The organism is Stenotrophomonas sp. FSL W7-1447 (genome assembly GCF_037966425.1).
Taxonomy (GTDB): domain Bacteria; phylum Pseudomonadota; class Gammaproteobacteria; order Xanthomonadales; family Xanthomonadaceae; genus Stenotrophomonas; species Stenotrophomonas pavanii.
Window position 1 is genome coordinate 850,986 of sequence record NZ_CP150199.1, and the last position, 23,209, is coordinate 874,194.

Annotated in this window: 24 protein-coding genes; 14 read left to right on the top strand and 10 right to left on the bottom strand. The window is 68.3% G+C overall.

Annotation, left to right across the window (positions count from 1 at the left end; all coding sequences use genetic code 11):
• Positions 1–85 precede the first annotated feature (85 nt).
• Positions 86–649: an alkyl hydroperoxide reductase subunit C gene (gene ahpC / locus NSQ78_RS03820; RefSeq protein ID WP_005408159.1), complete on the bottom strand. Its 564-nt coding sequence runs from the start codon at positions 647–649 to the stop codon at positions 86–88.
• 322 nt (positions 650–971) lie between these two features.
• Between ahpC and prmC the strand changes: the two genes are divergently transcribed.
• Positions 972–1,829, top strand: coding sequence for a peptide chain release factor N(5)-glutamine methyltransferase (gene prmC / locus NSQ78_RS03825; RefSeq protein ID WP_064237701.1), 858 nt, complete (start codon positions 972–974; stop codon positions 1,827–1,829).
• A 48-nt stretch (positions 1,830–1,877) separates the two neighbouring features.
• Complete coding sequence (gene pip / locus NSQ78_RS03830; RefSeq protein WP_053462225.1) at positions 1,878–2,819, top strand: prolyl aminopeptidase; 942 nt, start codon at positions 1,878–1,880, stop codon at positions 2,817–2,819.
• 437 nt (positions 2,820–3,256) lie between these two features.
• Here the strand turns inward: pip and NSQ78_RS03835 are convergent, their stop codons facing one another.
• Positions 3,257–4,141, bottom strand: coding sequence for a LysR family transcriptional regulator (locus NSQ78_RS03835; protein WP_064237702.1), 885 nt, complete (start codon positions 4,139–4,141; stop codon positions 3,257–3,259).
• Between the two features lie 105 nt (positions 4,142–4,246).
• Here NSQ78_RS03835 and NSQ78_RS03840 point away from each other — a divergent pair, with 105 nt between their 5' ends.
• A complete protein-coding gene (locus NSQ78_RS03840) occupies positions 4,247–5,659 on the top strand; it encodes an MFS transporter (protein ID WP_064237703.1) in 1,413 nt (470 codons plus the stop codon).
• Entirely contained in the window at positions 5,656–6,327 is a 672-nt protein-coding gene (locus NSQ78_RS03845; protein WP_064237704.1) for a hypothetical protein, read from the top strand. Before NSQ78_RS03840 ends, NSQ78_RS03845 begins: the two co-directional genes overlap by 4 nt.
• 93 nt (positions 6,328–6,420) lie before the next feature.
• Here NSQ78_RS03845 and NSQ78_RS03850 read toward each other — a convergent pair whose 3' ends face one another.
• The 4 genes from NSQ78_RS03850 to NSQ78_RS03865 are packed head-to-tail and all read right to left on the bottom strand — an operon-like array spanning position 6,421 to position 9,290.
• Positions 6,421–7,218 carry an N-formylglutamate amidohydrolase gene (locus NSQ78_RS03850; protein ID WP_064237705.1) on the bottom strand — a complete coding sequence of 266 codons (798 nt, stop codon included), beginning with the start codon at positions 7,216–7,218 and terminating at the stop codon, positions 6,421–6,423.
• Positions 7,211–7,765 carry an NUDIX hydrolase gene (locus NSQ78_RS03855; protein ID WP_064237706.1) on the bottom strand — a complete coding sequence of 185 codons (555 nt, stop codon included), beginning with the start codon at positions 7,763–7,765 and terminating at the stop codon, positions 7,211–7,213. Before NSQ78_RS03855 ends, NSQ78_RS03850 begins: the two co-directional genes overlap by 8 nt.
• Complete coding sequence (locus tag NSQ78_RS03860; protein WP_064237707.1) at positions 7,762–8,712, bottom strand: 5'-3' exonuclease H3TH domain-containing protein; 951 nt, start codon at positions 8,710–8,712, stop codon at positions 7,762–7,764. Before NSQ78_RS03860 ends, NSQ78_RS03855 begins: the two co-directional genes overlap by 4 nt.
• On the bottom strand, positions 8,709–9,290 hold the full coding sequence (locus NSQ78_RS03865) for a nitroreductase (RefSeq protein WP_064239612.1): 582 nt from the start codon (positions 9,288–9,290) through the stop codon (positions 8,709–8,711). The genes NSQ78_RS03860 and NSQ78_RS03865 overlap by 4 nt, the downstream gene beginning before the upstream one ends.
• 331 nt (positions 9,291–9,621) lie before the next feature.
• Here NSQ78_RS03865 and NSQ78_RS03870 point away from each other — a divergent pair, with 331 nt between their 5' ends.
• Positions 9,622–11,943, top strand: a complete 2,322-nt coding sequence (locus NSQ78_RS03870; protein WP_339207909.1) for a DUF1631 domain-containing protein — start codon at positions 9,622–9,624, stop codon at positions 11,941–11,943.
• Between the two features lie 52 nt (positions 11,944–11,995).
• Entirely contained in the window at positions 11,996–13,075 is a 1,080-nt protein-coding gene (locus NSQ78_RS03875) for an NAD(P) transhydrogenase subunit alpha (RefSeq protein WP_064237709.1), read from the top strand.
• Positions 13,076–13,195: 120 nt separating this feature from the next.
• On the opposite strand, the gene NSQ78_RS03880 is transcribed toward NSQ78_RS03875, so the two are convergent.
• Genes NSQ78_RS03880 through NSQ78_RS03890 form a run of 3 tightly spaced genes read right to left on the bottom strand, consistent with a single transcriptional unit; the run spans position 13,196 to position 14,568 of the window.
• A complete protein-coding gene (locus NSQ78_RS03880; RefSeq protein WP_057493434.1) occupies positions 13,196–13,657 on the bottom strand; it encodes a DUF3106 domain-containing protein in 462 nt (153 codons plus the stop codon).
• Between the two features lie 3 nt (positions 13,658–13,660).
• On the bottom strand, positions 13,661–13,987 hold the full coding sequence (locus NSQ78_RS03885) for a hypothetical protein (protein ID WP_049465754.1): 327 nt from the start codon (positions 13,985–13,987) through the stop codon (positions 13,661–13,663).
• A complete protein-coding gene (locus NSQ78_RS03890) occupies positions 13,984–14,568 on the bottom strand; it encodes an RNA polymerase sigma factor (RefSeq protein ID WP_080473102.1) in 585 nt (194 codons plus the stop codon). The genes NSQ78_RS03885 and NSQ78_RS03890 overlap by 4 nt, the downstream gene beginning before the upstream one ends.
• A gap of 97 nt (positions 14,569–14,665) precedes the next feature.
• On the opposite strand from NSQ78_RS03890, the gene NSQ78_RS03895 reads away from it, so the two are divergent.
• On the top strand, positions 14,666–14,986 hold the full coding sequence (locus NSQ78_RS03895) for an NAD(P) transhydrogenase subunit alpha (protein ID WP_049465758.1): 321 nt from the start codon (positions 14,666–14,668) through the stop codon (positions 14,984–14,986).
• Positions 14,983–16,443 (top strand): NAD(P)(+) transhydrogenase (Re/Si-specific) subunit beta, encoded by a 1,461-nt coding sequence (locus NSQ78_RS03900; RefSeq protein WP_064237711.1) that lies wholly within the window; start codon positions 14,983–14,985, stop codon positions 16,441–16,443. The genes NSQ78_RS03895 and NSQ78_RS03900 overlap by 4 nt, the downstream gene beginning before the upstream one ends.
• 181 nt (positions 16,444–16,624) lie before the next feature.
• Here NSQ78_RS03900 and NSQ78_RS03905 read toward each other — a convergent pair whose 3' ends face one another.
• On the bottom strand, positions 16,625–17,044 hold the full coding sequence (locus NSQ78_RS03905; RefSeq protein WP_049465762.1) for a hypothetical protein: 420 nt from the start codon (positions 17,042–17,044) through the stop codon (positions 16,625–16,627).
• A 122-nt stretch (positions 17,045–17,166) separates the two neighbouring features.
• Here NSQ78_RS03905 and sufT point away from each other — a divergent pair, with 122 nt between their 5' ends.
• The 6 genes from sufT (at position 17,167) to NSQ78_RS03935 (ending at position 23,178) form a co-directional block, all read left to right on the top strand.
• Positions 17,167–17,718 carry a putative Fe-S cluster assembly protein SufT gene (gene sufT / locus NSQ78_RS03910; RefSeq protein ID WP_005415385.1) on the top strand — a complete coding sequence of 184 codons (552 nt, stop codon included), beginning with the start codon at positions 17,167–17,169 and terminating at the stop codon, positions 17,716–17,718.
• Positions 17,719–17,777: 59 nt separating this feature from the next.
• Positions 17,778–18,872, top strand: coding sequence for a branched-chain amino acid aminotransferase (locus tag NSQ78_RS03915; protein WP_049465764.1), 1,095 nt, complete (start codon positions 17,778–17,780; stop codon positions 18,870–18,872).
• Positions 18,873–19,046: 174 nt separating this feature from the next.
• Entirely contained in the window at positions 19,047–19,703 is a 657-nt protein-coding gene (locus NSQ78_RS03920; protein ID WP_053505760.1) for a hypothetical protein, read from the top strand.
• Positions 19,700–20,035, top strand: a complete 336-nt coding sequence (locus tag NSQ78_RS03925) for a transcriptional regulator (protein ID WP_049465767.1) — start codon at positions 19,700–19,702, stop codon at positions 20,033–20,035. The genes NSQ78_RS03920 and NSQ78_RS03925 overlap by 4 nt, the downstream gene beginning before the upstream one ends.
• A 1-nt stretch (position 20,036) precedes the next feature.
• The gene (locus NSQ78_RS03930; RefSeq protein ID WP_064237712.1) at positions 20,037–21,059 is read left to right on the top strand and encodes a M23 family metallopeptidase; all 1,023 of its coding nucleotides are present in this window, start codon (positions 20,037–20,039) and stop codon (positions 21,057–21,059) included.
• 376 nt (positions 21,060–21,435) lie between these two features.
• Positions 21,436–23,178, top strand: coding sequence for a S8 family peptidase (locus NSQ78_RS03935; protein ID WP_064237713.1), 1,743 nt, complete (start codon positions 21,436–21,438; stop codon positions 23,176–23,178).
• Positions 23,179–23,209: the final 31 nt, after the last annotated feature.

Consider the following 23,209-nt stretch of genomic DNA (forward strand, 5'->3'; position numbering starts at 1 on the left):
TTGGGTTCACCCCCACGCCGGCAGAGCACCGGCATGGGGATGAAGGGCGCGCCGTGGCGTGGGGCCATGGCAGGCCGGTACCGCGTTAGATCTTGCCGACCAGGTCCAGCGACGGGGTCAGGGTCTTCTCGCCTTCCTTCCACTTGGCCGGGCACACCTGGTTCGGGTTGGCGGCGGTGAACTGGGCAGCCTTCAGCTTGCGCAGGGTCTCGGAGACGTCACGGGCGATCTCGTTGGAGTGGATCTCCAGGGTCTTGATCACGCCTTCCGGGTTGATGATGAAGGTGCCGCGCAGGGCCAGGCCTTCTTCCGGAATGTGCACGCCGAAGGCGTTGGTCAGCTGGTGGGTCGGGTCGCCGACCAGCGGGAACTGGGCCTTGCCGACGGCCGGCGAGGTTTCGTGCCACACCTTGTGCGAGAAGTGGGTATCGGTGGTGACGATGTAGACCTCGGCGCCGGCCTTCTTGAACTCGGCGTAATGGTCAGCTGCGTCCTCGATCTCGGTCGGGCAGTTGAAGGTGAAAGCGGCCGGCATGAAGATCAGGACGGACCACTGGCCCTTCAGGCTGGCGTCGGAAACCTTGATGAACTCGCCGTTGTGGTACGCGTTGGCTTCGAACGGCTGGATCTGGGTGTTGATGAGAGACATCATTTTTCCTCTTGGTGAAGGGGAGCGGGTGAATCGACAGGAGCTAGGTTACCCATTCGCTCGCGATAAGAACAATGCATTGAGTGCATCTATTTAATAGACGTAGTCTATCATTAGGCCATGAGCAGGCACTGAACCTTGCCGTGGCCATCTTGCAACTGACTGTGTGCCAAGGAAAATCTTCCGCAGCAGGGGAAGACGGCCGATAGCCCGTACTTATCCCGTGGACGGGAACCTGAACGGATTCCGGTTTTGTGGAGCCGAGCCCGTGCCCGGCTGCTCCAGAAGCAGCCGAGCACGGGCCCGGCTCTACAATTGCGGAATGTCCTTCCAACCCGAACCCTCCCTGCGTCAGGTCGTGGCCGACGCCAGCGCCCGCCTTGGCGGCATCGACGCCCGCCACGAAGCCGAACTGCTGCTGCTGCATGTGCTGGAACGCCCACGCAGCTGGCTGTTCGCGCATGCCACCGATCCGCTGGCTGCCGCCGACCAGGCCGCCTTCGAAACGCTGTTGGCCCGCCGCATGGCCGGCGAGCCGGTCGCCTACCTGACCGGCCGCCGCGGTTTCTGGACGCTGGACCTGGAAGTCGACCCGGCCACGCTGATTCCGCGCCCGGAAACCGAGCTGCTGGTCGAGCTGGCACTGGAGCGCTTGCCGTCAGACCAGTCGCTGCAACTGGCTGACCTCGGCACCGGCAGCGGTGCGATTGCACTGGCACTGGCCAGCGAACGGCCGCAGGCGCAGGTGCTGGCCACCGACGCCAGCCCGGGCGCGCTGGCGGTGGCTGCGCGCAACGCGGCACGCCATGAACTGCGCAACGTCCGCTTCGCCGAGGGCGGGCACGACTGGTATGCGCCGCTGCAGGGGGCACGCTTCGACCTGATTGCCAGCAATCCGCCGTACATCGCCAGCGACGACCCGCACCTGGAGCAGGGCGACCTGCGTTTCGAACCGGCCTCTGCGCTGGCCTCGGGCGTGGACGGCCTGGATGACATCCGCCGCATCGTCGACGGCGGCCAGGCGCATCTGCGGCCCGGTGGCTGGTTGCTGATCGAGCACGGATGGGACCAGGGCGCGGCGATCCGCGCGTTGTTCGACGCCGCCGGTTTCGCGGAGGTGCAGACTGCGCAGGACCTTGAGCAGCGCGATCGCATCACCCTGGGCCGGCGACCGGCCTAGAATGGAGGTTCTCCTGCCCCGGCAGGGCATCACCCTGGAGCTGCAAGCATGCGTACGCTGTACCCCGCCATCACCCCCTACGACGTCGGCACCCTGAAGGTCGACGACCGCCACACGCTGTACTTCGAGCAGTGCGGCAACCCGGACGGCAAGCCGGTGGTGATGCTGCATGGTGGCCCGGGTGGCGGCTGCAGCGACAAGATGCGCCAGTTCCACGACCCGTCGAAGTACCGCATCATCCTGTTCGACCAGCGCGGCGCCGGTCGCTCCACCCCGCACGCGGATCTGGTGGACAACACCACCTGGGACCTCGTTGCCGACATCGAGAAGCTGCGCGAGCACCTGAAGGTCGATCGCTGGCAGGTGTTCGGCGGCAGCTGGGGTTCGACCCTGGCCCTGGCCTACGCCGAAACCCATCCGCAGCGCGTGACCGAACTGGTCCTGCGCGGCATCTTCATGCTGCGTCGCTGGGAGCTGGAGTGGTTTTACCAGGAAGGTGCCAACCGCCTGTTCCCGGATGCGTGGGAGCACTACCTCAAGCCGATTCCGTCGGTGGAACGCCATGACCTGATCTCGGCCTTCCACCGCCGCCTGACCAGCGAAGACGAAGCCACCCGCCTGGAAGCGGCCAAGGCGTGGGCAGTGTGGGAAGGTGCGACCAGCTTCCTGCACGTCGATGACGACTTCATCAACAGCCACGAAGACCCGCATTTTGCGCTGGCGTTTGCCCGCATCGAGAACCACTACTTCGTCAACGGCGGCTTCTTCGAGGTGGAAGACCAGTTGCTGCGCGACGCGCACCGCATCGCCGACATCCCGGGCGTGATCGTGCACGGCCGCTACGACGTGGTCTGCCCGCTGGCCAACGCCTGGGACCTGACCAAGGTATGGCCGAAGGCAAAGCTGGAAATCACCCCGGCGTCGGGCCATTCGGCATTCGAGGCCGAGAACGTGGACGCGCTGGTGCGCGCGACCGATAGCTTCGCCTGATCGGTAGTGCCGGCCGCTGGCCGGTAACGCCTTACCTGTCCGTTCCGCCGCTCGCCGGCCAGCGGCCGGCGCTACCCGACAGCCAAGGCGTCGGGCCATTCGACGTTCGAGGCCGAGAACGTGGACACGCTGGTGCGCGCGGCCGATAGCTTCGCCTGATCGGTAGTGCCGCCGCTGGCCTACAACGCCCTACCTGTCCGTTCCGCCGCTCGCCTACCAGCGGCTCTACGCTACCCGACGGCCAAGGCGTCTGGCCATTCGGCGTTCGAGGCCAAGAACGTGGACACGCTGGTGCGCGCGACCGATGGCTTCGCCTGATCGGTAGTGCCGGCCGCTGGCCGGCACCGCCTTAGCGGTCCGTTTCGCCGCCGCCCGAGGTGGCTCGCCGGCCAGCGGCCGGCGCTACCCGATAGACATGGGTGCTGCATGGCGTGGATTTACCAATCCCCGGCCAGCAACGCGTCGCCCAGCACCTGCAGCTTCGGCGAGTGCTGGCGCGACGGTGGGTAGATCAGCGACAGCGCACGGCTGCGGCCCTCGAACGGCTGCAGCACACGTTGCAGGCGGCCGTCAGCCAGCGCGTCGGCCACGGCGAAATCCATCACCTGCACGATGCCGATACCGGCGATGGCCGCTTCCACCAGCGGATCGCCGCTGTCGAACACCATCCGCGTCGGTGGCGTGAACTCACGCAGTTGCCCGTCCTGCAGGAACTGCCAGTCCACCAGCCGGCCACTGCGCAGGTTGCGTACCGCCAGGCAGGCATGATCCCGCAGGGCGGCCACATCGTCGGGCGCGCCACAGCGGTCGAGGTAGTCCGGGCTGGCCACCGTCACCCATCGCAGCGGACGCAGCGGGCGCGCGACGATGCGCTGGTCGGCGATGGCGCCGGTGCGCAGCGCGGCGTCGAAACCTTCCTCGACCAGATCGACCAGGCGGTCGCTGAGCACCGCCTCCACCTGCAGTTGTGGATGCCGTTGCAGCAGCGGCCCCAGCAGCGGCACCAGCACCTTGCGCCCGAACATCGAGGGTGCGCTGATCTTCAGGGTGCCCGAGGGCGTGCACGGACGATCGGCCAACTGGCGTTCGGCATCCTCCAGGCCACACAACAGCGGCGCCACCTGATCGACGAACTGGCGGCCATCCGGGGTCAGCGCCACGTTGCGGGTGTTCCGCTGCAGCAGCTTCACTCCCAGCGTGGCCTCCAGCCGGCCGATCGCGCGCGAAAGCCCGGACTGGCTCAGGCCCAGCTGACCGGCGGCCACGGTGAAACTGCGCGCTTCGGCCACCTGCACCAGCATGCGCACCGCATTGAGGTCCATCGAGGTTCCATTCATGCCGAAAATCATGACAGATATGGTGGGTCGGGGGTTTATTGATTGCCCTGCATCAATGAGACTGCGCTCCCCCACCGCACCAGACCGCCGATGCCTCCCCTCAAGTACCCGCGCTGGGCGCTGACCCTGCTGGCCACTGCCCAGCTGATCATCGCCCTGGATGCCACCATCATCTTCGTCGCCCTGCATGACATGGGCCGCGCGCTGCAGATCAACGCGCAGCAGCTGCAGTGGGTGGTCAGTGCCTACACCGTAGCGTTCGGCGGCAGCCTGCTGCTGGGTGGCCGCGCCGCCGACCTGATCGGCCGCCGCCGCTTCTACCGTCTGGGCATGCTGCTGTTCGCCCTGGCATCGCTGCTCGGCGCGCTGGCGCCGAATGCCACCCTGCTGATCATCGCGCGCGCGGCGCAGGGCATCGGTGCGGCACTGCTGTTCCCGGCCACGCTGGCGCTGATCAACACGCTGTACGCGGAAGGTCCGGTGCGCAACCGTGCGCTGGCGATCTGGAGCATGGCCAGCGCGGTGGGCCTGGCGCTGGGCACGCTGCTCGGTGGCGTGCTGACCCAGGCGTTCGGCTGGCCGGCGGTGCTGGCCGTGATCGTGCCGCTGGCCACCGCCTGCGCGGTCGCGGCCGGTGCCTGGCTGCCGGCCGACGGCCCGCGTGCGCACGGCCGTTCGTTCGACCTGGCCGGGTGCATCACCGTCACCCTCGGCGGCAGCCTGCTGGTGACCACGCTGGTGCAGGGCCCGGAATGGGGCTGGACCGCACCGGCCACGCTGGGCTGCCTGCTGCTGTCGGCGCTGCTGCTGGTGGCGTTCGTGCAGATCGAACAACGCAGCCGCGATCCGCTGATGCAGTTCGCGCTGCTGCGCCTGCCCGGCCTGCGTGCCGCGCTGGGCCTGACCTTCGCCTTCATGAGCAGCTACGGCGTGCAGTACTACTTCATGGCGCTGTATTTCCAGGACGGCTACGGCTGGAGCCCATTGCAGGCCGGCCTCGCCTTCCTGCCCGCCACCGCGGTGTGCACGGTCGGCATCCAGCTGGCGGAGTGGACATTGCAGCGCTGGAGCGCGCGCAGGGTGCTGGTGGCCGGGCAGCTGGCCGGCGCCATCGGCATTGCCTGGGTCGCAGCGTCGCTGCCGCATGCAGCGAACTTCTGGCCGCTGCTGCCGGGTGTGGTGGTGATGAGCATCGGCCAGGGCATGACCTGGACCGCGATGTGGATCGTGGCCGGGCAGGGCGTGCCGGCTGCGCAGCAGGGCGTGGCCTCCGGCATGGCAGCCACCGCGCAGCAGATCGGCGGTGCGCTGGGCCTGGCGGTGCTGGTGATGGTGGCCAACGCCGATGCCGGCGCCGTCGGTTCGCCGAGTGCACTGGCCGGGCTGGTGCGCGCCGAATACGGCGCCGCGTTGTTCGCCCTGCTGGGTGTGGCGATCGCACTGGGCCTGCGCCCGGCGCCGGTAGACTCGGCAGCGACTGCTTGCCTGAGCACTGACGCGTGATCGAACTGCTGGACCTGCAACAGACCCTGCATGCCTTCGCCGCCTGCAACGATGACGATGAGGTGCGGGACACCTTCGGCTGGGTGATGGCCAGCGATGAGAACCTGCTGGAGGCGCGGCTGTGGCTATCTTCGTCCAGCGATGAAGCGCTGGATGACGACGGCGAGCGATCGGCCTCTTCGGCAGCGATGGGGCTGTTTCCGTACCTGGAACCAGCCACGTTCGCCGACGTGCTTGACGTGCAGAAGCGGCAGCGCCCGCTGTCATCCTTGCAGGACTACGCGCAGGCGCTGGCGTACTACGCTGAATTCGATGCGTTCCAGCAGGTCGATGGCATCGACGTAGCCCTGGGAGAGGCGACGGCCGAAGACCAGGCAGTGGCGCGGGAGGCAGGCGTCGGCGCAGACATCTTTGCGTCCTTCGACCTGGTGCTGGGCGCCTGTCTGGAGCTGCAGGTCAAGGCAGCAGCCCAGCGCGTGGCGCGCCTGCTGGAGATTCCGGTGGGCGAGGCGTTGGCGCGCTGCCGCGCGTTGCCATTGGTGCTGGGTGAAGCGCTGGATCGTCGCCGCGCGCAGGCGATCAAGGATGACTTCGACGCCATCGGCGCGACGCTGCAGGTGCGCGGCTACAAGCCGTTCCCGTGGATGGACGCGCCCGTACTGCGGTAGTGCGCGCCGCTGGCCGGCAACGCAATGATCCAGCTACCCTGAGGTTGCCGGCCAGCGGCCGGCACTACCGGTTCGGCATGGATACACGCGCGTTCAACCCAGCGCCAGCAGCTCCGGTCGCAGCGCACTGAAGATCCGCGCCAACCGCTCGGCCCAGGCCTGCTGCCCGGCGACGCCGGCGATCAGGTCCTGGCGGATCTCCAGTTCCACGTGCACCAGGCCACGGCCTTCGCCATGCACCGGTACCGCGTAGTCGCTGGTACTGCTGACCGAATACGGTTCGTTGTCACCCACCACCAGGTCGCCTTCGTCACGCAGCGCCTGCAGCAGGGCATGCGCGAAGCGCGTGTCCCGGTGGTACAGCACGCCGGCATGCCACGGCCGCTGCGTGCCGTTCATCGCCGGGGTGAAGCTGTGCATCATCACCAGCAGGGTGGGGCGGCCGGCATCGCGGCGTACATCCAGCTCTGCGTCGATGCGCGCGTGGTAGGGCGCGTGGATCGCATCGATGCGCTGCTGGCGCTGCGCCGCCGACAGTCCGGCATTGCCCGGGACCACGGTGTGGTCGCTCACCTCCGGGATCAGCGTGGGCGAGGCCAGCGGGCGGTTGCAGTCGATCAGCAGCCGCGAATAGGTCTGTTCGATCGCCCACGCATCCAGCCGTTCGGCCAGTGCACGGGTAGTGCCGGCGATGCCGATGTCCCAGCCGATGTGGCGATCCAGCTCGGCCTGCGCCAGGCCCAGGCCGGCCAGCGCGCGCGGCACCTGCTGCCCGGCGTGGTCGGCCAGCAGCAGGTACGGCGAAGCGCCCTGCGGCCGGTGCACGGTGTAGACCGCAGGATCGCCGGCCCCGAGCAATGTCGGCACGGGGAGCAGGTCGGCATCAGCCACGCGGGCGCCCGTCCAGGTGGTGCTCGATCATCCACAGCCCGGCCCAGAGCTTGGCATCCAGCTCGTAGCCTTCGCCCATCTTCTGTACCAGCCAGGCGGCGGCCTGGCTGCGCGGAATCTCGTGCACGGTGATGTCTTCGCTGTCATCACCGCCACCGTCGCCGATGCGGCGCAGGCCGGTGGCGCGCACGAAGGCGATCTTCTCGCTGCTGGCGCCGGAGGAGGTGGGGCCGATCATCAGCACTTCGGCATGGCCGGCGGTCCAGCCGGTTTCTTCTTCCAGCTCGCGCACGGCCGAGACTTCGATCGACTCGCCGGCGTGGATGTCGCCGACCAGGCCGGCCGGCATCTCGATGGTGGGGGCCTGCAGCGGCACGCGGAACTGTTCGACGAACAGCACCTTGTCCTCCGGGGTCACCGCGATGATGATCGCGGCCAGGCCGCCGGCATGGGTGCGTTCGCTGTATTCCCAGGTGCCACGCACCACCATGCGCTGGTACTTGCCTTCATAGACGACACGCGGGGCTTCGGTGTTGCGCTGGCTCATGCGGGCTCGCTGGAATTGGAAAAGGAAGGAGTGGGAACGGGGTCGGCCACGCCGGCGGCACCGAACAGCCGGCGGCGGGTCATCGGGCCGAAGCGCAGGGTCTGGCACAGGCCATCGAGCAGTTCCGGGTCGGCCGGCTGGCGCAGCAGGCCGGGTTGGCTGCCCTCCAGCGGCGCGTCCAGCGCGATGGTGGTCAGCTGGCGCCAGAGCTGGGCGTGCTCGCGCTGCTCGCGCAGGCGCACGGCCATCTGTGCAGCGCCACGCAGGCGCAGGAACGGCACCTCGTCCAGGCGTTCGAACAGCGCATCCATGCTGCCGAAGTGAGCCAGCAGCACGGCGGCGGACTTGCTGCCGACACCACTGACCCCGGGAATGTTGTCAACGGCATCACCGCACAGCGCCAGGTAGTCGGCGATCTGGTGCGCGTGCACGCCGTGCCGGGCCTTCACCCCGGCCACGTCCCAGCGCTGGTTGCGGGCGTAGTCCCACTGCTCGTCGTGGTCGGCCAGCAGCTGCGACAGATCCTTGTCGGCGGAGATGATCACCCCGCGATGGCTGCTGCGGTGGACGTGCAGGGCACTGCCGATCAGGTCGTCGGCCTCGTAGTCGTGATGGGCCAGGACCGCCAGGCCCAACGCCGCGCACAGCGCCTTGCAGTGCACGAACTGGCGCTTGAGCGCCTCCGGTGCCGGATCACGGTTGGTCTTGTAGGCCGGATACAGGCGGTGGCGGAAACCGCTGTCGAGCGCTTCGTCGAAGGCGATGGCGATGTGCTGCGGGCGCTCGCGTTCCAGCAGGTCCAGCAGGAAGCGGGCGAAGCCGTGCACGGCATTGGTCGGCCAGCCCTGCGCGTCCTGGAACTGGTCCGGCAGCGAGTGCCAGGCGCGGAACACGTAGATGCTGGCATCGACCAGGTACAGCGACGGCGGCGGTGCCGGCAGGGTCATGCCGGCGGCGTCCAGTCCCGCAGCAGGGTTGCCGGATCGGGGCGCTCGCGCTCGGGCACGTCGGCCTTGGCGGTGCCGATGTGGATGAAGCCAGCGATGCGTTCGCCCTCGACCAGGCCCAGGTGGGCCTGCACGACCGGATCGAAGGCCATCCAGGCCGTCAGCCACTGTGCGCCAAAGCCCAGCGCCTGCGCGGCCTGCAGCAGGGCGAAGCAGACGCAGCCGGCGGTCATCAGCTGCTCCTGCTCGGGCACCTTCGGGTCCGGGCGCGGGCTGGCCACCACCACGATCACCAGCGGGGCGTGGCTGAAACGCTGGCGGTCCTTCTCGAACACGGCCTCGCCGGCATGCGGGTCGCGCTGGCGGCTGCGTTCGGCCAGGAAGTCGCCCAGAGTGTGACGTGCATCGCCGGCGATCTTCAGGAAGCGGAACGGTACGCGCTTGCCGTGGTCGGGCACGCGTACGGCCGATGCCAGCATCCGCTGCAGCGTGGCCGGGTCCGGGCCGGGCTCGCCCAGTTGCCGCGAAGGCACTGAGCGGCGGGCATCCAGGGCGAGCAGGGCAGCGGGGTCGGGCATGGAGTCTGAACCGGTCATCACGGGGGTTTGATTATAGTCGGGGTGGTCAATGACGCCGTCTGTGTCGCGTCCGGCCTCTGAATACCAAACTGTGATGAACGTCATGCCACTGACGGGGAATGAACGATCGCTTCCCCTCGCCTCGCAGGCCTTGCACGGCTTACGATACCCCTCTTGCCGGGCCGCCGGTCATGAGGTTTGAAGTGAGGACTGTTTCACTGTCCGTGACGGGCTGGCCGGCCTACCATCGACGTACCGGTACATGGGGTGTGCCGGTCGTCGCGATGTCCATGGTGTCTGTCGTACCAGAGAAGGTGGGGAGCCTTCCCGAATGATGAGCGTGCCCACACCGATGGGATCGCCGGGCCGTGACCCGGCCCAGCTCCAGCTTGCCCGGGACATGGTCCTGCCCGCGCTGTGCCAGGCCTTCGGGGCCGCACTGGCGCGTTTCGACGATGCCCTGTTCGACCGTGCCGGCAATGCCGGCTCGTCGCAGTTGCTGTTCCTGGATGCGATGCGCGAGCTGCGCCGGCGTCGCGAGGACATCGCCGGCGCCTTCGCCGGCCACCTGCAGCAGGCCTGGGCGGCATTGGCCGCCGGTGAGCCGCTGTCGGCCGAGGCGACCCTGTCCGGGCCGGCCGAGGACGGCTTGAGCCTGCTGGCCGAGCATGTGCTGGAATCACGGTTGGCGGTGCGCAATTTCGCCACCGTACTGCTGCGTGACTTCAAGCCGGTGCTGGCACGGCTGGACCGCCGCCTGGGCCGCTTGATCGGCGGCGTCGAACTGGACGCGGACCATAATCCGATCAGCCCCGAGCATCTGGGCGTGGCCATCCACGAAGCCTTTGCCGGCTGTGAACTGGCCCCGGAAGTGCATCTGGTGCTGATCAAACTGTGCGAGCGCGACCTGCGCGCACCGGTCGGCCGCATCTACGAGAAGCTGGACGAGCAACTGGCTGCGGCTGGCGTGATGTCGCAGTTGGGCACTCCGCAGCGCCCACCGCCGCCGGCGCCGGATCCGCGCATGGCCGGGATGCTGGATGACCTGGTCGAGCAGCGCCACGGCGCGGGCTTCGATCCGGGCTTCAGCGATGACGAGCAGGCGGCACCGGCCTGGGCGCAGCGCTTCGCTGCCCGCTGGTCCGAGCGCCGCGGGCATATGCAGCAGCACCTGGGCGGCGATGACGGCACCACCGGCGAGGCCTACGCCGGCCAGCAGGGCATGCTGCTGGAAGCGCTGCACGAACTGCTGCAGCAGACCCGCCACGTGCGTGAGGACGCCACGTCTGCGGCACAGGTGGCGGTCGGCCAGCAGCGACCGCTCAGCCAGCGCGAAATGATGTCGGTGCTGTCGCTGCTGCAGGCCACGCCGAGCGCGACCCTGCGCGCGGCCATCGGCGAGGACGGCGAATCGCTGGCGCAGCGGCTGAAGAGCGAAGTTCTATCCAGCGCCACCCAGCTTGGCGTCGATCCGGGCCAGACCCGGCTGGACCCGCAGGACGAGGACGCCATCGACCTGGTCGGCATGCTGTTCGACGTGATGCTGGACGAGCGTGAACTGGAGGGCCGCTCACGCAAACTGATCGGCCGCCTGGTGGTGCCTTTCGTCAAGGTGGCCATGCTCGACCGCCGCATGTTCGTGCAGAAGACCCATCCGGCGCGCAAGCTGCTCAACTCGCTGGCCGAGGCCTGCGAGGGCAACACCGGCGAAAGCCAGGCCGAGCGCATGCTGATGGCCAAGGTCGAAGAGATCATCGAGCGCCTGGTGGCCGAGTTCAACGAGAACCTGGCGATCTTCCTGACCCTGGAAGAGGAATTCCGCGAGTTCCTGGTGCAGCATCGCCGCCGCGTGGAAATCGCCGAGCGCCGTGCCGCCGAAACGCAGCGCGGCCAGGAAAAACTGGAAATGGCCCGCGCCCGCGCCGGCGCCGAGCTGGACCGCCGTATCGGCGATGCCAGCCTGCCGCCGGCCATTGCCGAATTCCTGCGCCAGCCGTGGCAGCATCACCTGACCCTGGCGCTGCTGCGCGAGGGCGAAGAAGGCGCCTCGGTGGCCGAGGCATTGAGCCTGGGCGACGGCTTGCTGGAGGAAGTGGCCGAGGCGCGCCGCCAGATCGTCGGCAAGCCGTGGCTGCAGGCCTGGCAGCCGGTGTTGGCCAAGGTGTTTGCCAGCGTCGGTGTGCACGGCGATGCGGCCACCGGGGCGATTGACGCCCTGCATGACACGCTGCAGGGCATCGCTGAGTCGCGGCCGGAACTGCAGCGCGCGCTGCCCGAGCTGCCGCAGGTGGCGCTGCCGGCGCCGCCGGTCGCTGAATCGCCAGCGGTGGAACTGGGTGGCCAGATCGACGCCGATGATTTCGACAATGCCGATGCCGACCGCTTCCGCCGCATGGAAATCGGCAACTGGCTCGACTTCGTCGACAAGGACGGCAAGGTGCAGGCCGGCAAGCTGTCCTGGGTCAGCCCGATCTCTTCGCGCCTGCTGTTCGTCAACCGTCGCGGCGTGCGCTTCTGCGTGGCCTCGCCGGAAGAACTGGCGGTGATGGTGCGGCTGGGCCGCCTGCGCGCCCATGTGGATGATGGTGCCTTCGACAGCGCCATGCAGGGAGTGATCGACCGCCTCGACCCGGGCAGCGCCACGCTGCACTGAGCGCGGGCCGCCTGCTAGGATCGGGAAAACTCACCGATCAGCGGGGACCTGCATGGCCGTGGCGTTGCTGGGGATCAAGGAGACCGCGCCGGGCGAACGGCGCGTGGCGTTGACGCCGGAAACCGCGCGCAAACTCGGCGCGCTGGGCATAACGGTCTGGTACGAGGCTGGCGCCGGCCTGGCCGCCGGCTTCACCGATGCGGCCTATGACGATGCCGGCGCACGCGTCTTTGATGCAGGGCGCTGGCCCGAGATCGATATCCTGCTGTGCGTGCAGTCACCTGCGGCGGCAGTGCTGGAGCAGCTCAAGCCCGGGGCCAGCGTGGTCGGCCTGTTGACCCCGGCCAGTGATCCGGCGCTGGCGGCGCTGGCGGACAGCGACCGCCTGTACCTGTTCCCGCTGCAGCAGCTGCCGCGCACCACCCGCGCGCAGGCAATGGATGTACTCAGCTCGCAGGCCGGCATGGCCGGCTACAAGGCGGCGCTGATCGCCGCCGAGCGCGCGCCACGCTTCTTCCCGATGTTGACCACTGCCGCCGGCACCGTGCGCCCGGCCAAGGTGCTGGTCATCGGCGCCGGCGTGGCGGGCCTGCAGGCCATCGCCACCGCACGCCGTCTCGGTGCGCAGGTGGAAGGGTTCGACGTGCGCCCCGAAACCCGTGAGCAGATCCAGTCCCTGGGCGCGCGCTTCCTCGATCTCGGGGTGAGTGCGGCGGGCGAGGGCGGGTACGCGCGGGCGCTGACCGATGACGAGCGCGCCGAGCAGCAGCGTCGGCTGTCCGACCACCTGCGCGGCGTGGACGTGGTGATCTGCACGGCTGCCGTGCCGGGCCGCCCGGCGCCGACGATCGTGACTGCCGCGATGGTGGAAGGCATGGCCACCGGCAGCGTGATTGTCGATCTGGCCGCCGAGAGCGGCGGCAACTGTGCACTGACCCGGCCGGGGCAGTGCATCGAGCACCAGGGCGTGACCATCGATGGCCCGCTGGGCCTGGCCAGTCGCGGTGCGACGCAGGCCAGCGAGATGTATGCGCGCAACCTGCTCAACTTCGTTGCGCTGTTCGTGCGCGAAGGCCAGCTCGGGTTCGACTGGGACGACGAGCTGCTGGCGAAGACCCGCTGGCAGGCGTGAATGACAAGGGTCAGATCCCTTTGCCTCTGGCAAAGGGCTCTGACCCCGAACGTGCGGCGGGTCATCCCGGGGTCGGATCCCTTTGCATCAGCAAAGGGCTCTGACCCCGTCCCCGGGGCCTTACCGCGGCTTCGCTGGCGGCGGGTTGTCGCGCACCCAGTCCCGGCGCTGCTCCGGCGTCATCTGCGACCATCGCTCGCGTAGCGCGTCGCGCTGGGCCGGCGGCATGTCGCGCATCTGCCCGAACAGGGCGCGTGCCTGCTCGCGCTGTTCCGGGCTCATGTGCTCGAAGCGGCGCAGGCCGCGGCGGGCCTTGTCGCGTTCCTCCGGGCTCATCGATTGCCAGCGCTGGCCATGCGAGAGCATGCGCTGGCGCTGGCCGGCATCGGCACTGTTCCAGCGGTCGCGCAGCGGCGCCAGCAGGGACTCACGCTGGGATTCGCTCAGCTGCTCCCACGCAGGCAGCGTGGCGCCCGGCGCAGGGCGTGCAGCAGGCGCGGGCGCTGCGCTCTGCGCCAGCGCCGGGACGGCCGGCAGCAGCGACAGGGTCAACAGCAGCGGCAGGGTAGGCAGTCGGGACATGATTCACTCCATCGCCAGGTCGGTATCGCCCAGCCACAGGTACAGATCGGGATTCTCGTCGTACAGCGCGCTGTTGTCTTCCACCGCCGCCGTCGGCGCTACGGTCGCGGGCCCGGAATGCAGGCCCAGGCCGCTGAACTGCACGCCGACAGCCAGCGCCACCACCAGCGAACAGGCGCTGGCCAGCCACCAGCGCCCGCGCCCGCGGTGGATGGCCGTGGCGCCGTGGCGCGCCTGGCGCAGCCGCGCCAGCGTGGCCGGCGACAGCGCCTGCAGCGACTGCGCGTGCAGGCGGCGCAGGGTGTCATCGGATGGCAGGGAGCGGTTCACGGTCGGGTCTCCAGATAGTCCTGCAGCGCCTGCCGGGCGCGTGCCAGATGGGTCTTTACCGCGCCTTCGCTGCAGCCCATGGCGCGGGCGGTGGTGGCGCCGTCCAGGTCCTGCAGCACGCGCAGGGTGAAGGCTTCGCGCTGGCGGGCGGGCAGGGTGCGCAACGCCTCCACCAGCTGCTGGTACTGCTGGCGCTGTTCGTGCGCCTGCGCCGGGTCCGGGCCGGGGTCGGCCCAGTCGATCCCGCCACCGTCGGCGTCCGGGGTGTCGCGCCAGAACGGCAGGCGGAAGCGGCGCCGGCGCTGCATGTCGATCACGCGGCGGCGCAGGATGCTCCAGAACAGCGGCGCCCATTCGGCAGCCGGCTTGTCGGCGTAGTCCAGCATGCGCAGCAGCGCATCCTGCACGGCGTCCATGGCGTCTTCGCGCTGGCGCAGGCCGGCCTCGGCAAAGCGGAACGCTCGCGGGCCGACACTGGCCAGGAACGCTTCCAGCGATGCCGGCAGGGCATCGGTCTCGGCGCTCGGGGGGACAGGGCTGCTCACCAGCACAGGGTACGGCTCCTTGCTCGGGGTCACCATCGACAACGCGTGAGCACCGCCACGGTTGACGCCGGATGCGCAGGGGTTCAGCCCGTGGTTATGATGGGGCGACGAAGACAGAGCAGGAGCGTTGCCGGTGAGTGACGGGTTCGTGGCGCTGTACATCTTCATGCTGGCGGCCATCGCCGGCCACGTGATCATTTCGCGGGTGCCGGTGATCCTGCACACCCCGCTGATGTCGGGCTCCAACTTCATCCACGGCATCGTGCTGATCGGTGCGATGGTGGTGCTGGGGCATGCGCAGACGCCGCTGGAAAAGGCGCTGGGCTTCCTGGCCGTGGTGCTCGGCGCCGGCAACGCCGCCGGTGGCTACGTGGTCACCGCGCGCATGCTGGAAATGTTCAGGCCAAGCGCGCCGAAGGGCGGCAAGGACGAACCGAAGGAGCCGCAGGCTTGAACATCAGCACCGTCGAACTGCTCGATTGGCTGGTCAAGGCCAGCTACCTGGTCGCCGCCACGCTGTTCCTGCTCGGCCTGCAGCGCATGGCCTCGCCGCTGACCGCGCGCAGCGGCATCCGCTGGGCCGGGCTGGGCATGCTGCTGGCCACCGCGGCCACCTTCTTCCTGCCCGAACTGCACAACGTGCCGTTGATCCTGGTGGCACTGCTGCTGGGCGCGGGCCTGGCCTGGTGGTCGGCCGGCAAGGTTGCCATCACCGACATGCCGCAGATGGTGGCGCTGTACAACGGCATGGGTGGTGGCTCGGCGGCGGCGATCGGTGCGGTGGAACTGCTGCGCTATGCCTTCCTGGCCCACCGCGATACCAGCCACTGGAGCGCGCAGGCGCTGGCCGACCTGGCCGCGCGCCAGCCGTCGGGCACGATGCTGCTGCTGGCGGTGGTCGGCGCGGCGATCGGTGCTGTGTCGTTGTCCGGTTCGGTGATCGCCTGGGCCAAGCTGGATGGACGCCTGGACAAGCGCGTGACCTGGCCGGGCCAGCAGGTGATGAACCTGCTGGTGGCCCTGGCGGTGGTGGTGCTGGCGATCATCGCTGCCAGTACGCTCAGCACCTGGGCGATCGTCGCTTTCTTCGTGCTGGCGCTGGCACTGGGCGTGCTGATGACGTTGCCGATCGGTGGCGCCGACATGCCGGTGGTGATCTCGCTGTACAACGCGTTCACCGGCCTGGCGGTGTCGTTCGAAGGTTATGTGCTCGGCAACGAGGCACTGATCATCGCCGGCATGATGGTCGGCGCGGCGGGCATCCTGCTGACCCGGTTGATGGCCAAGGCGATGAACCGGCCGATCCGCAATGTGCTGTTCTCCAACTTCGGCGGCGGCGCCGGTGGCGAAGCACAAGCGATCACCGGTTCGCAGAAGCCGATCGAAGCGGCAGACGTGGCTGCGATGATGGCCTTCGCCGAACGCGTGGTGATCGTGCCCGGTTACGGCATGGCCGTGGCGCAGGCCCAGCACAAGATCTGGGAACTGGCGCAGCGGCTGGGCCAGCGCGGGGTGAAGGTGAAGTTCGCCATCCACCCGGTCGCCGGCCGCATGCCCGGGCACATGAACGTGCTGCTGGCCGAAGCGGGCGTGCCCTACGACCTGATCGCCGACATGGACGACATCAACCCGGAATTCGCCAACACCGACGTGGTGCTGGTGATCGGTGCCAACGACGTGGTCAATCCGGTGGCGCGTACTGATCCGGCCAGCCCGATCTACGGCATGCCGGTGCTGGACGTGGTCAACGCGCGCAACGTGGTGGTGATCAAGCGCGGCAAGGGCACCGGCTTCGCCGGCATCGAGAATGCGCTGTTCTATGCCGACAACACCCGCATGCTGTATGGCGATGGTGCCGAAGCGGCCGGCTCGCTGGTGAGCGAACTGAAGGCGCTCGACGGCGGGCATTGAGGACCGGGGTCGGTTCCCTTTCCGCAGGAAAGGGCTCTGACCCCTTTGCCGGCCAGCGGCCGGCACTACCGGATCCACGCGTGGTGGCCGCACCTGGCAGGTGCGGACCTGGGTCCGCACGCTTTTGCCGGCCAGCGGCCGGCGCTACCCGCCCATCCGCGCGTGGCGTGGATCTACGCGATCAGCGCGCCAGCCAGGCGCCTACGGCAACGGCCACGGCCAGCCACAGCCATTCGATCGTGCCGTTGGCGAGGGTGATCAGGGTCCAGGCCAGGTGCGGACCCATCCGCATAGTGGCGTCCCACAGGTCCAGCCCGATCGAACCGCCCATCCAGGCGCTGGCGATGGCCCAGTTGGCCACCGCGGCCACCAGCAGGGTGCCCAGCACGACCAGGGCGACGCGCAGCCGGCCCGGGCCCAGCGTGCCCAGGCGCAGCATGAACACCAGTTCCAGGGCGGCCAGCACCGCCATCCAGCCAACCTGGCGGCCGGTGATCAGCGCCAGCACCATCCAGGCGAGGGGAGCAACAAGCAGGCCCAGCAACAGCATGAGGGGCCAGAGCCAGGTCACGGTCCTGGCACGCGCGGCATTGGAGGACATCGAAGCTCCCTGAAGATCACCCACAGGATACTGTGGTTTGCCGCAGTGCACCGGCGGTGCCGGGGCGGCTGGGCTAGAATGCCGTCTTGCGTGGCCATGGCCACGGCCCCATATCGGTCCCCATGTATTCCCGTAGCAGCGAACCTGTCCACTTCGAACGCGATTGCGAGGCCGTGATGGTCCCGCAGGGCGACACCGTGACCCTGCCCGCCGGCAGCTATGGGTACATCACCCAGGCGCTGGGCGGCAGTTATTCGGTGTTTGTCGAGGGCAACCTGTTCCGCATCGCCGGCAAGGACGGCGACGCCATCGGCAAGGAAGCACCGGCACCACTGGAGCTGCCGGCCGACGCCACCGATGAACAGGTGGAACAGCTGGTGTGGCAGCAGCTGCGCACCTGTTTCGACCCGGAAATCCCGGTCAACATCGTCGAACTGGGCCTGGTCTATGAAGTCGAGATCAAGCACCTGGACGAGGGCAAGCGCGAGATCGACGTGAAGATGACCCTGACCGCGCCGGGCTGCGGCATGGGCGAGATCCTGGTCGACGACGTGCGCAGCAAGCTCGAGATGATCCCGACGGTGGCCGAGGCCGACGTCGACCTGGTGTTCGACCCGCCGTGGAACCAGCACATGATGTCCGAGGCGGCCCGGCTCGAGACCGGCATGCTTTGACCCAGGGCCCGCAGTGACGCGGGCCCGGCACTACCCGCAACCAGAACAGGAATCCTCCGGTGTCCCAGTCCATCCCCAGCTTCGCCGTCACCCGTTCGGACCACCCGCGCAGCGCTGAAGAGCGCGCCAAGATCCTGGAGAAGCCGGGCTTCGGCCTGCACTTCACCGATCACATGGTGGAAGTGCGCTGGGACAAGGATGCCGGCTGGCACAACGCCAACGTGCGCGCCTACGGCCCGCTGCAGCTGGACCCGGCCGCGGCCGTGCTGCACTACGGCCAGGAGATCTTCGAAGGCATCAAGGCTTACCGCCATGCCGACGGTTCGATCTGGACCTTCCGCCCCGATGCCAACGGCCGTCGCCTGCAGCGTTCGGCGCAGCGCCTGGCGCTGCCGGAACTGCCGGTGGAGATCTTCGTCGAATCGCTGAAGCAGCTGATCGCCGTCGACAGCGACTGGGTGCCGTCCGCCGATGAGTCGAGCCTGTACTTCCGCCCGTTCATGATCGGCGACGAAGCCTTCCTCGGCGTGCGCGGCGCGCACAAGGCCGGCTACTACGTCATCGCCAGCCCGGCCGGCCCGTACTTCGCCAAGGGCGTGGCCCCGGTGTCGATCTGGCTGTCCACCGAATACGCGCGTGCGGCCAAGGGCGGCACCGGCGCCGCCAAGTGCGGTGGCAACTACGCGGCCTCGCTGCTGCCGCAGCAGAAGGCGCAGGCGCAGGGCTGCTCACAGGTGCTGTTCCTCGACCCGGTCGAAGGCAAGTACCTGGAAGAACTGGGCGGCATGAACGTGTTCCTGGTCTACAAGGACGGCACGCTGGTCACCCCGGAACTGTCCGGCAGCATCCTCGAGGGCATCACCCGCGAGAGCATCCTGCAGCTGGCCCGCGACCGCGGCATGAAGGTCGAAGAGCGCAAGGTCAGCATCGACGAGTGGAAGGACGGCGTGGCCTCCGGTGCGATCAGTGAAGTGTTTGCCTGCGGTACGGCGGCGGTGGTTACCCCGATCGGCCAGCTGAAGGGCGAAGGCTTCGCGGTGGGCGACATCAATGCCCCGGCCGGCGAAGTGACCATGTCGCTGCGCAAGGAGCTGACCGACATCCAGTACGGCCGCCTGCCGGACCGCCACAACTGGCTGGTCAAGCTGGGCTGATCGCCCACGCTCAACTGGAGAGCCGAGCCTACGCTCGGCGGCGTTGTTCCTGGAAAGCCCGTCCCTGTGACGGGCTTTCTGCGTTGTGAGGCCTCCAGATCGCTGCAGAGGACTGCTTGACGCAAATAGGTTTGCAGTGCAAACTATATTCAAGTGGCCACGATGGAGCGTGTCATGCAGCAGCCGTCCGTCATTGATCCTTCCTCGCGCCTGCAGGCGTTGACCCGTGAGTACTCGCGTTACTCGCGCAGTGCCGGTGGCCTGTCGGCGATCGCGGGTGGTGTCGCCTGTCTGGCCTCCTTCCTTGCGGGCGCGCTGTTGCCGACCACGCTGGCACTGCGCGTCGCACTGATCGCCGTCCCGGTGCTGTGGATCGTCGGCAAGCAATGGCTGGCGCGCCGCTACTACCAGCGGCTGGGCCAGGTCGAGGAGCAGGTGACGCCGGCCGAGCGCAACTTCCAGCGCTTCTTCATCGCCTTCACCGCCTTGGTGAGCGTGCTGGTGATCGGCAGCGTGCTGCCCAGGCTGGCGCCGATGGGTGAATTGCCCTGGGATCTGCGCGCAATCGGCTACCTGGCCGTGGTGGCGCTGCTGCCCTGGGTAGTGTGGCGCTGGCTGCGTACACCGCTGGAGTTCATCGTGGGTGTGTTCCTGCTGTGCCAGGCCGCGCTGGCCTTCACCGGGCAGACCTACGGTTTCGGGCTGAGCACTGCGGTGTTCCCACTGGCGTCCATTGCGCTGATCGTGGTCGGCTGGCGTGACCACCAGCGGTTCCACCGCCTGCAGGCGGAAATGCGCGCGTTCATGGCCGGACGGACGTTCGTCGAATGACCCGCTTGCCTGATTCGCGCGCGCTGCTCCAGCTCGACCGCCTGATCCACGAACCGGCGCGCCTGCTGATCCTGTCGATCCTGGCCGGCGCCGAGTCTGCCGAGTTCGGCTTTGTGGAACATCTCAGCGGGTTGAGCAAGGGCAACCTGTCCAGTCACCTGAGCAAGCTGGAGGCAGCCGGCCTGGTCGCCATCGAGAAATCGTTCCGTGGCAAGCGCCCGCTGACCACCCTGCAGTTGACGCCACTGGGGCGCACCGCCCTAGCCGAGTACCGCACGCAGCTGGCGGCGATCGTCGCCGGCATTCCCGATCCGGATCGGAAGGACGCCTGACATGACATTGCTCCCGCGCCTGTTTGCAGTTCTGGTTGTTTCCTTCTCTGCCCTCACCGGTGCCGCCGCGGCCACAGATCCGCGCCAGCAGGGAGCCACGCTGACCGCGCAGTTCTATGAAGGCCACATCGACGCCCTGTGGGAACGGATGACGCCACAGATGCGGGCGGGGCTGCAGTCCCCGCAGAACCTGGTGGCGCTGCGCGAGCAGGTGCTGGCAGGCTGGGGCGCAGAAACCGAGCTGGTCAGCGAGAAGGTCGAGAAGGCTGAGGGATACGACACCTATCTGCGGCAGGCGCGCTTCGCCAAGAGCCAGGCCATCATCCAGGTGCTGTGGGCCATCGACGCTGACGGGCGGATCGGCGGCTTCTACATCCGCCCGCTACAGACCACGCCTCCGCAGGCCGCGGCGAGCGGGTTCCTTGACTACCAGACCCGCACACGGCTGCAACTGCCGTTCAAAGATGAATTCTTCGTGTTCTGGGGCGGCCGCAGTGTCGAACAGAACTACCATGCGGCCCACGCCGGCCAGCGCTTCGCGATGGACCTGCTGGTGGTCCGCGATGGCCGTTCCCATGGTGGAGAGGGTCAGCGCAACGAGGACTATTTCTGCTTTGGCCGGCCAATCCTCGCGCCGGCCGACGGCACGGTGGTGGAGGTGGTCGAGGGCGTCGCCGACAACGTGCCAGGCCAGATGAACGCTGCCCAGCTCACCGGCAACCGCGTCATCCTCGATCACGGCAATGACGAGTACTCGGTGCTGGCGCACCTGCGCCAGGGCAGCGTGCGCGTTGCACAGGGGCAGGTCGTCCGCAGCGGCACGCACCTCGGTGACTGTGGGAACAGCGGCAATTCCTCCGAACCGCACCTGCACTACCAGCTGCAGGCCGGGCCTGCGTTCGGGGTCAGCGCGGCGCTGCCGGCCCAGTTCTCCGGCTATGTGGCCGACGGCCAGCCGGTCGCGCGCGGCGAACCGGTCAAGGGGCAGCACATTCGGCCTGGCGGCGCTGCACACATCGAATAGTCCCTGCACTCGAACGGGGCAGCACTATGGCCGCGCCGATGCTGCGCGGCCATCGGCGTGGAAGTGCACGCCGATGTCGGCAAAGTCATCGGCGGACAGGACAACGCCCAGTCAGGTGCGTGCAGGGCGTGAGAAAGTCCTTCACCTTCACAAACCCTCGACCCGAAAAGTCTCATATCAGACATTTCATCTTGCTGAAAAGACGCTGAAAATCTTGTGGTGTCCGCTTTTGGTCATTAGCGTCATGTGCACGGCGGATCGATAGGGGGATCCGCTGGCCCGCCGGACTTCGAACCTCGCCAACGCAAGCCAGCCCAGGGTTCGGGCCGGTGCTTCTGCCGATTCCGGCATTCACACCACTAGAAAGGGAAATACGATGTCCCAGGTAACGCAACCGCGTGTGCGTCGAGTGTGGGTGGTCCTTGGTGCGTCCGTTCTGTCATCGCTGCTGCTGGCCACGCCTGCGCTGGCCGGTGACGTCCAGCTCAGCGGCCTGCAGTCCGCGCCGACGCACCAGCGCTTCATCGTGAAGTACCGCGACGGCAGTGCGCCGGTGGCCAACACCACTGCACTGGCGTCTTCGCTGAAGAGTGCCGCCGCCGGCCTGGCCAGCAGCCAGGGGCGCGCGCTGGGCCTGCAGGAAGTCCGCAAGCTGGCCGTGGGCCCGACCCTGGTCAGGACCGATCGCCCGCTCGACCAGGCCGAATCCGAGCTGCTGATGCGCAAGCTCGCTGCCGACCCGAATGTGGAATACGTCGAAGTCGACCAGATCATGCGTGCGACGCTGACCCCGAACGACACCCGCTTCAGTGAACAGTGGGGCTTCGGTACCTCCAATGCGTCGATCAACGTGCAGCCGGCCTGGGACAAGGCCACCGGCACCGGCGTCGTGGTGGCCGTGATCGACACCGGCATCACCAACCATCCCGATCTCAACGCCAACATCCTGCCCGGCTATGACTTCATCAGCGATGCCGCGATGGCGCGCGATGGCGGCGGCCGCGACAGCAACCCGAACGACGAAGGCGACTGGTATGGCGCCAACGAGTGCGGCTCGGGCACCCCGGCGTCCAACTCCAGCTGGCACGGCACCCACGTCGCCGGCACCGTGGCGGCGGTGACCAACAACAGCACCGGCGTGGCCGGCACGGCGTTCAACGCCAAGGTCGTCCCGGTGCGCGTGCTCGGCAAGTGCGGCGGCTATACCTCCGACATCGCCGATGCCATCGTGTGGGCCTCCGGCGGCACCGTCAGTGGCGTGCCGGCCAATGCCAATCCGGCGGAAGTCATCAACATGTCGCTGGGCGGCGGCGGCACCTGCTCGGCCACCTACCAGAACGCGATCAACGGCGCGGTCAGCCGCGGCACCACCGTGGTGGTCGCCGCTGGCAACAGCAACACCAACGTGTCCTCGTCGGTGCCGGCCAACTGCGCCAATGTGATCGCAGTGGCGGCCACGACCTCGGCCGGTGCGCGGGCCAGCTTCTCCAACTATGGTGCCGGCATCGACATTTCCGGTCCGGGCCAGAGCATCCTGTCCACCCTCAACACCGGCACCACCACGCCGGGCAGCGCCAGCTACGCGTCCTACAACGGCACTTCGATGGCGGCCCCGCATGTGGCCGGTGTGGTTGCACTGATGCAGTCGGTGGCGCCGAGCCCGCTGAGCCCGGCGCAGGTCGAGAGCATCATCAAGAGCACCGCACGCCCGCTGCCGGGCGCCTGCTCGGGGGGCTGCGGCGCCGGCATCATCGACGCCAACGCGGCGGTCACCGCAGCGATCAACGGCGGTGGCAACCCGAACCCGGGTGGCAACGTGCTGCAGAACAATGTGCCGGTGACCGGCCTGGGCGCCGCGACCGGTGCCGAGCTGAACTACACCGTCGCCGTCCCGGCCGGCAGCACCCAGCTGCGCGTGGCGACCAGTGGCGGCAGCGGTGATGCCGACCTGTACGTGCGCCAGGGCAGTGCCCCGACCGATACCACCTACACCTGCCGCCCGTACCTGAGTGGCAACAGCGAGACCTGCACCATCAACAGTCCCGCCGCCGGCACCTGGTACGTGCGGGTGAAGGCGTACAGCACCTTCTCGGGCGTGACCCTCAGCGCCCAGTACTGAGCCCAAGACCCTCTCCAAGGGCACGCCCTGG

Excerpts from the sequence above, each read along its gene's own strand:
- ahpC (WP_005408159.1), bottom strand. The coding sequence starts at position 649 with ATGTCTCTCATCAACACCCAGATCCAGCCGTTCGAAGCCAACGCGTAC.
- prmC (WP_064237701.1), top strand. The coding sequence starts at position 972 with ATGTCCTTCCAACCCGAACCCTCCCTGCGTCAGGTCGTGGCCGACGCC.
- pip (WP_053462225.1), top strand. The coding sequence starts at position 1,878 with ATGCGTACGCTGTACCCCGCCATCACCCCCTACGACGTCGGCACCCTG.
- NSQ78_RS03835 (WP_064237702.1), bottom strand. The coding sequence starts at position 4,141 with ATGGACCTCAATGCGGTGCGCATGCTGGTGCAGGTGGCCGAAGCGCGC.
- NSQ78_RS03840 (WP_064237703.1), top strand. The coding sequence starts at position 4,247 with ATGCCTCCCCTCAAGTACCCGCGCTGGGCGCTGACCCTGCTGGCCACT.
- NSQ78_RS03855 (WP_064237706.1), bottom strand. The coding sequence starts at position 7,765 with ATGAGCCAGCGCAACACCGAAGCCCCGCGTGTCGTCTATGAAGGCAAG.
- NSQ78_RS03860 (WP_064237707.1), bottom strand. The coding sequence starts at position 8,712 with ATGACCCTGCCGGCACCGCCGCCGTCGCTGTACCTGGTCGATGCCAGC.
- NSQ78_RS03865 (WP_064239612.1), bottom strand. The coding sequence starts at position 9,290 with ATGCCCGACCCCGCTGCCCTGCTCGCCCTGGATGCCCGCCGCTCAGTG.
- NSQ78_RS03870 (WP_339207909.1), top strand. The coding sequence starts at position 9,622 with ATGATGAGCGTGCCCACACCGATGGGATCGCCGGGCCGTGACCCGGCC.
- NSQ78_RS03875 (WP_064237709.1), top strand. The coding sequence starts at position 11,996 with ATGGCCGTGGCGTTGCTGGGGATCAAGGAGACCGCGCCGGGCGAACGG.
- NSQ78_RS03880 (WP_057493434.1), bottom strand. The coding sequence starts at position 13,657 with ATGTCCCGACTGCCTACCCTGCCGCTGCTGTTGACCCTGTCGCTGCTG.
- NSQ78_RS03890 (WP_080473102.1), bottom strand. The coding sequence starts at position 14,568 with ATGGTGACCCCGAGCAAGGAGCCGTACCCTGTGCTGGTGAGCAGCCCT.
- NSQ78_RS03905 (WP_049465762.1), bottom strand. The coding sequence starts at position 17,044 with ATGTCCTCCAATGCCGCGCGTGCCAGGACCGTGACCTGGCTCTGGCCC.
- sufT (WP_005415385.1), top strand. The coding sequence starts at position 17,167 with ATGTATTCCCGTAGCAGCGAACCTGTCCACTTCGAACGCGATTGCGAG.
- NSQ78_RS03920 (WP_053505760.1), top strand. The coding sequence starts at position 19,047 with ATGCAGCAGCCGTCCGTCATTGATCCTTCCTCGCGCCTGCAGGCGTTG.
- NSQ78_RS03925 (WP_049465767.1), top strand. The coding sequence starts at position 19,700 with ATGACCCGCTTGCCTGATTCGCGCGCGCTGCTCCAGCTCGACCGCCTG.
- NSQ78_RS03930 (WP_064237712.1), top strand. The coding sequence starts at position 20,037 with ATGACATTGCTCCCGCGCCTGTTTGCAGTTCTGGTTGTTTCCTTCTCT.
- NSQ78_RS03935 (WP_064237713.1), top strand. The coding sequence starts at position 21,436 with ATGTCCCAGGTAACGCAACCGCGTGTGCGTCGAGTGTGGGTGGTCCTT.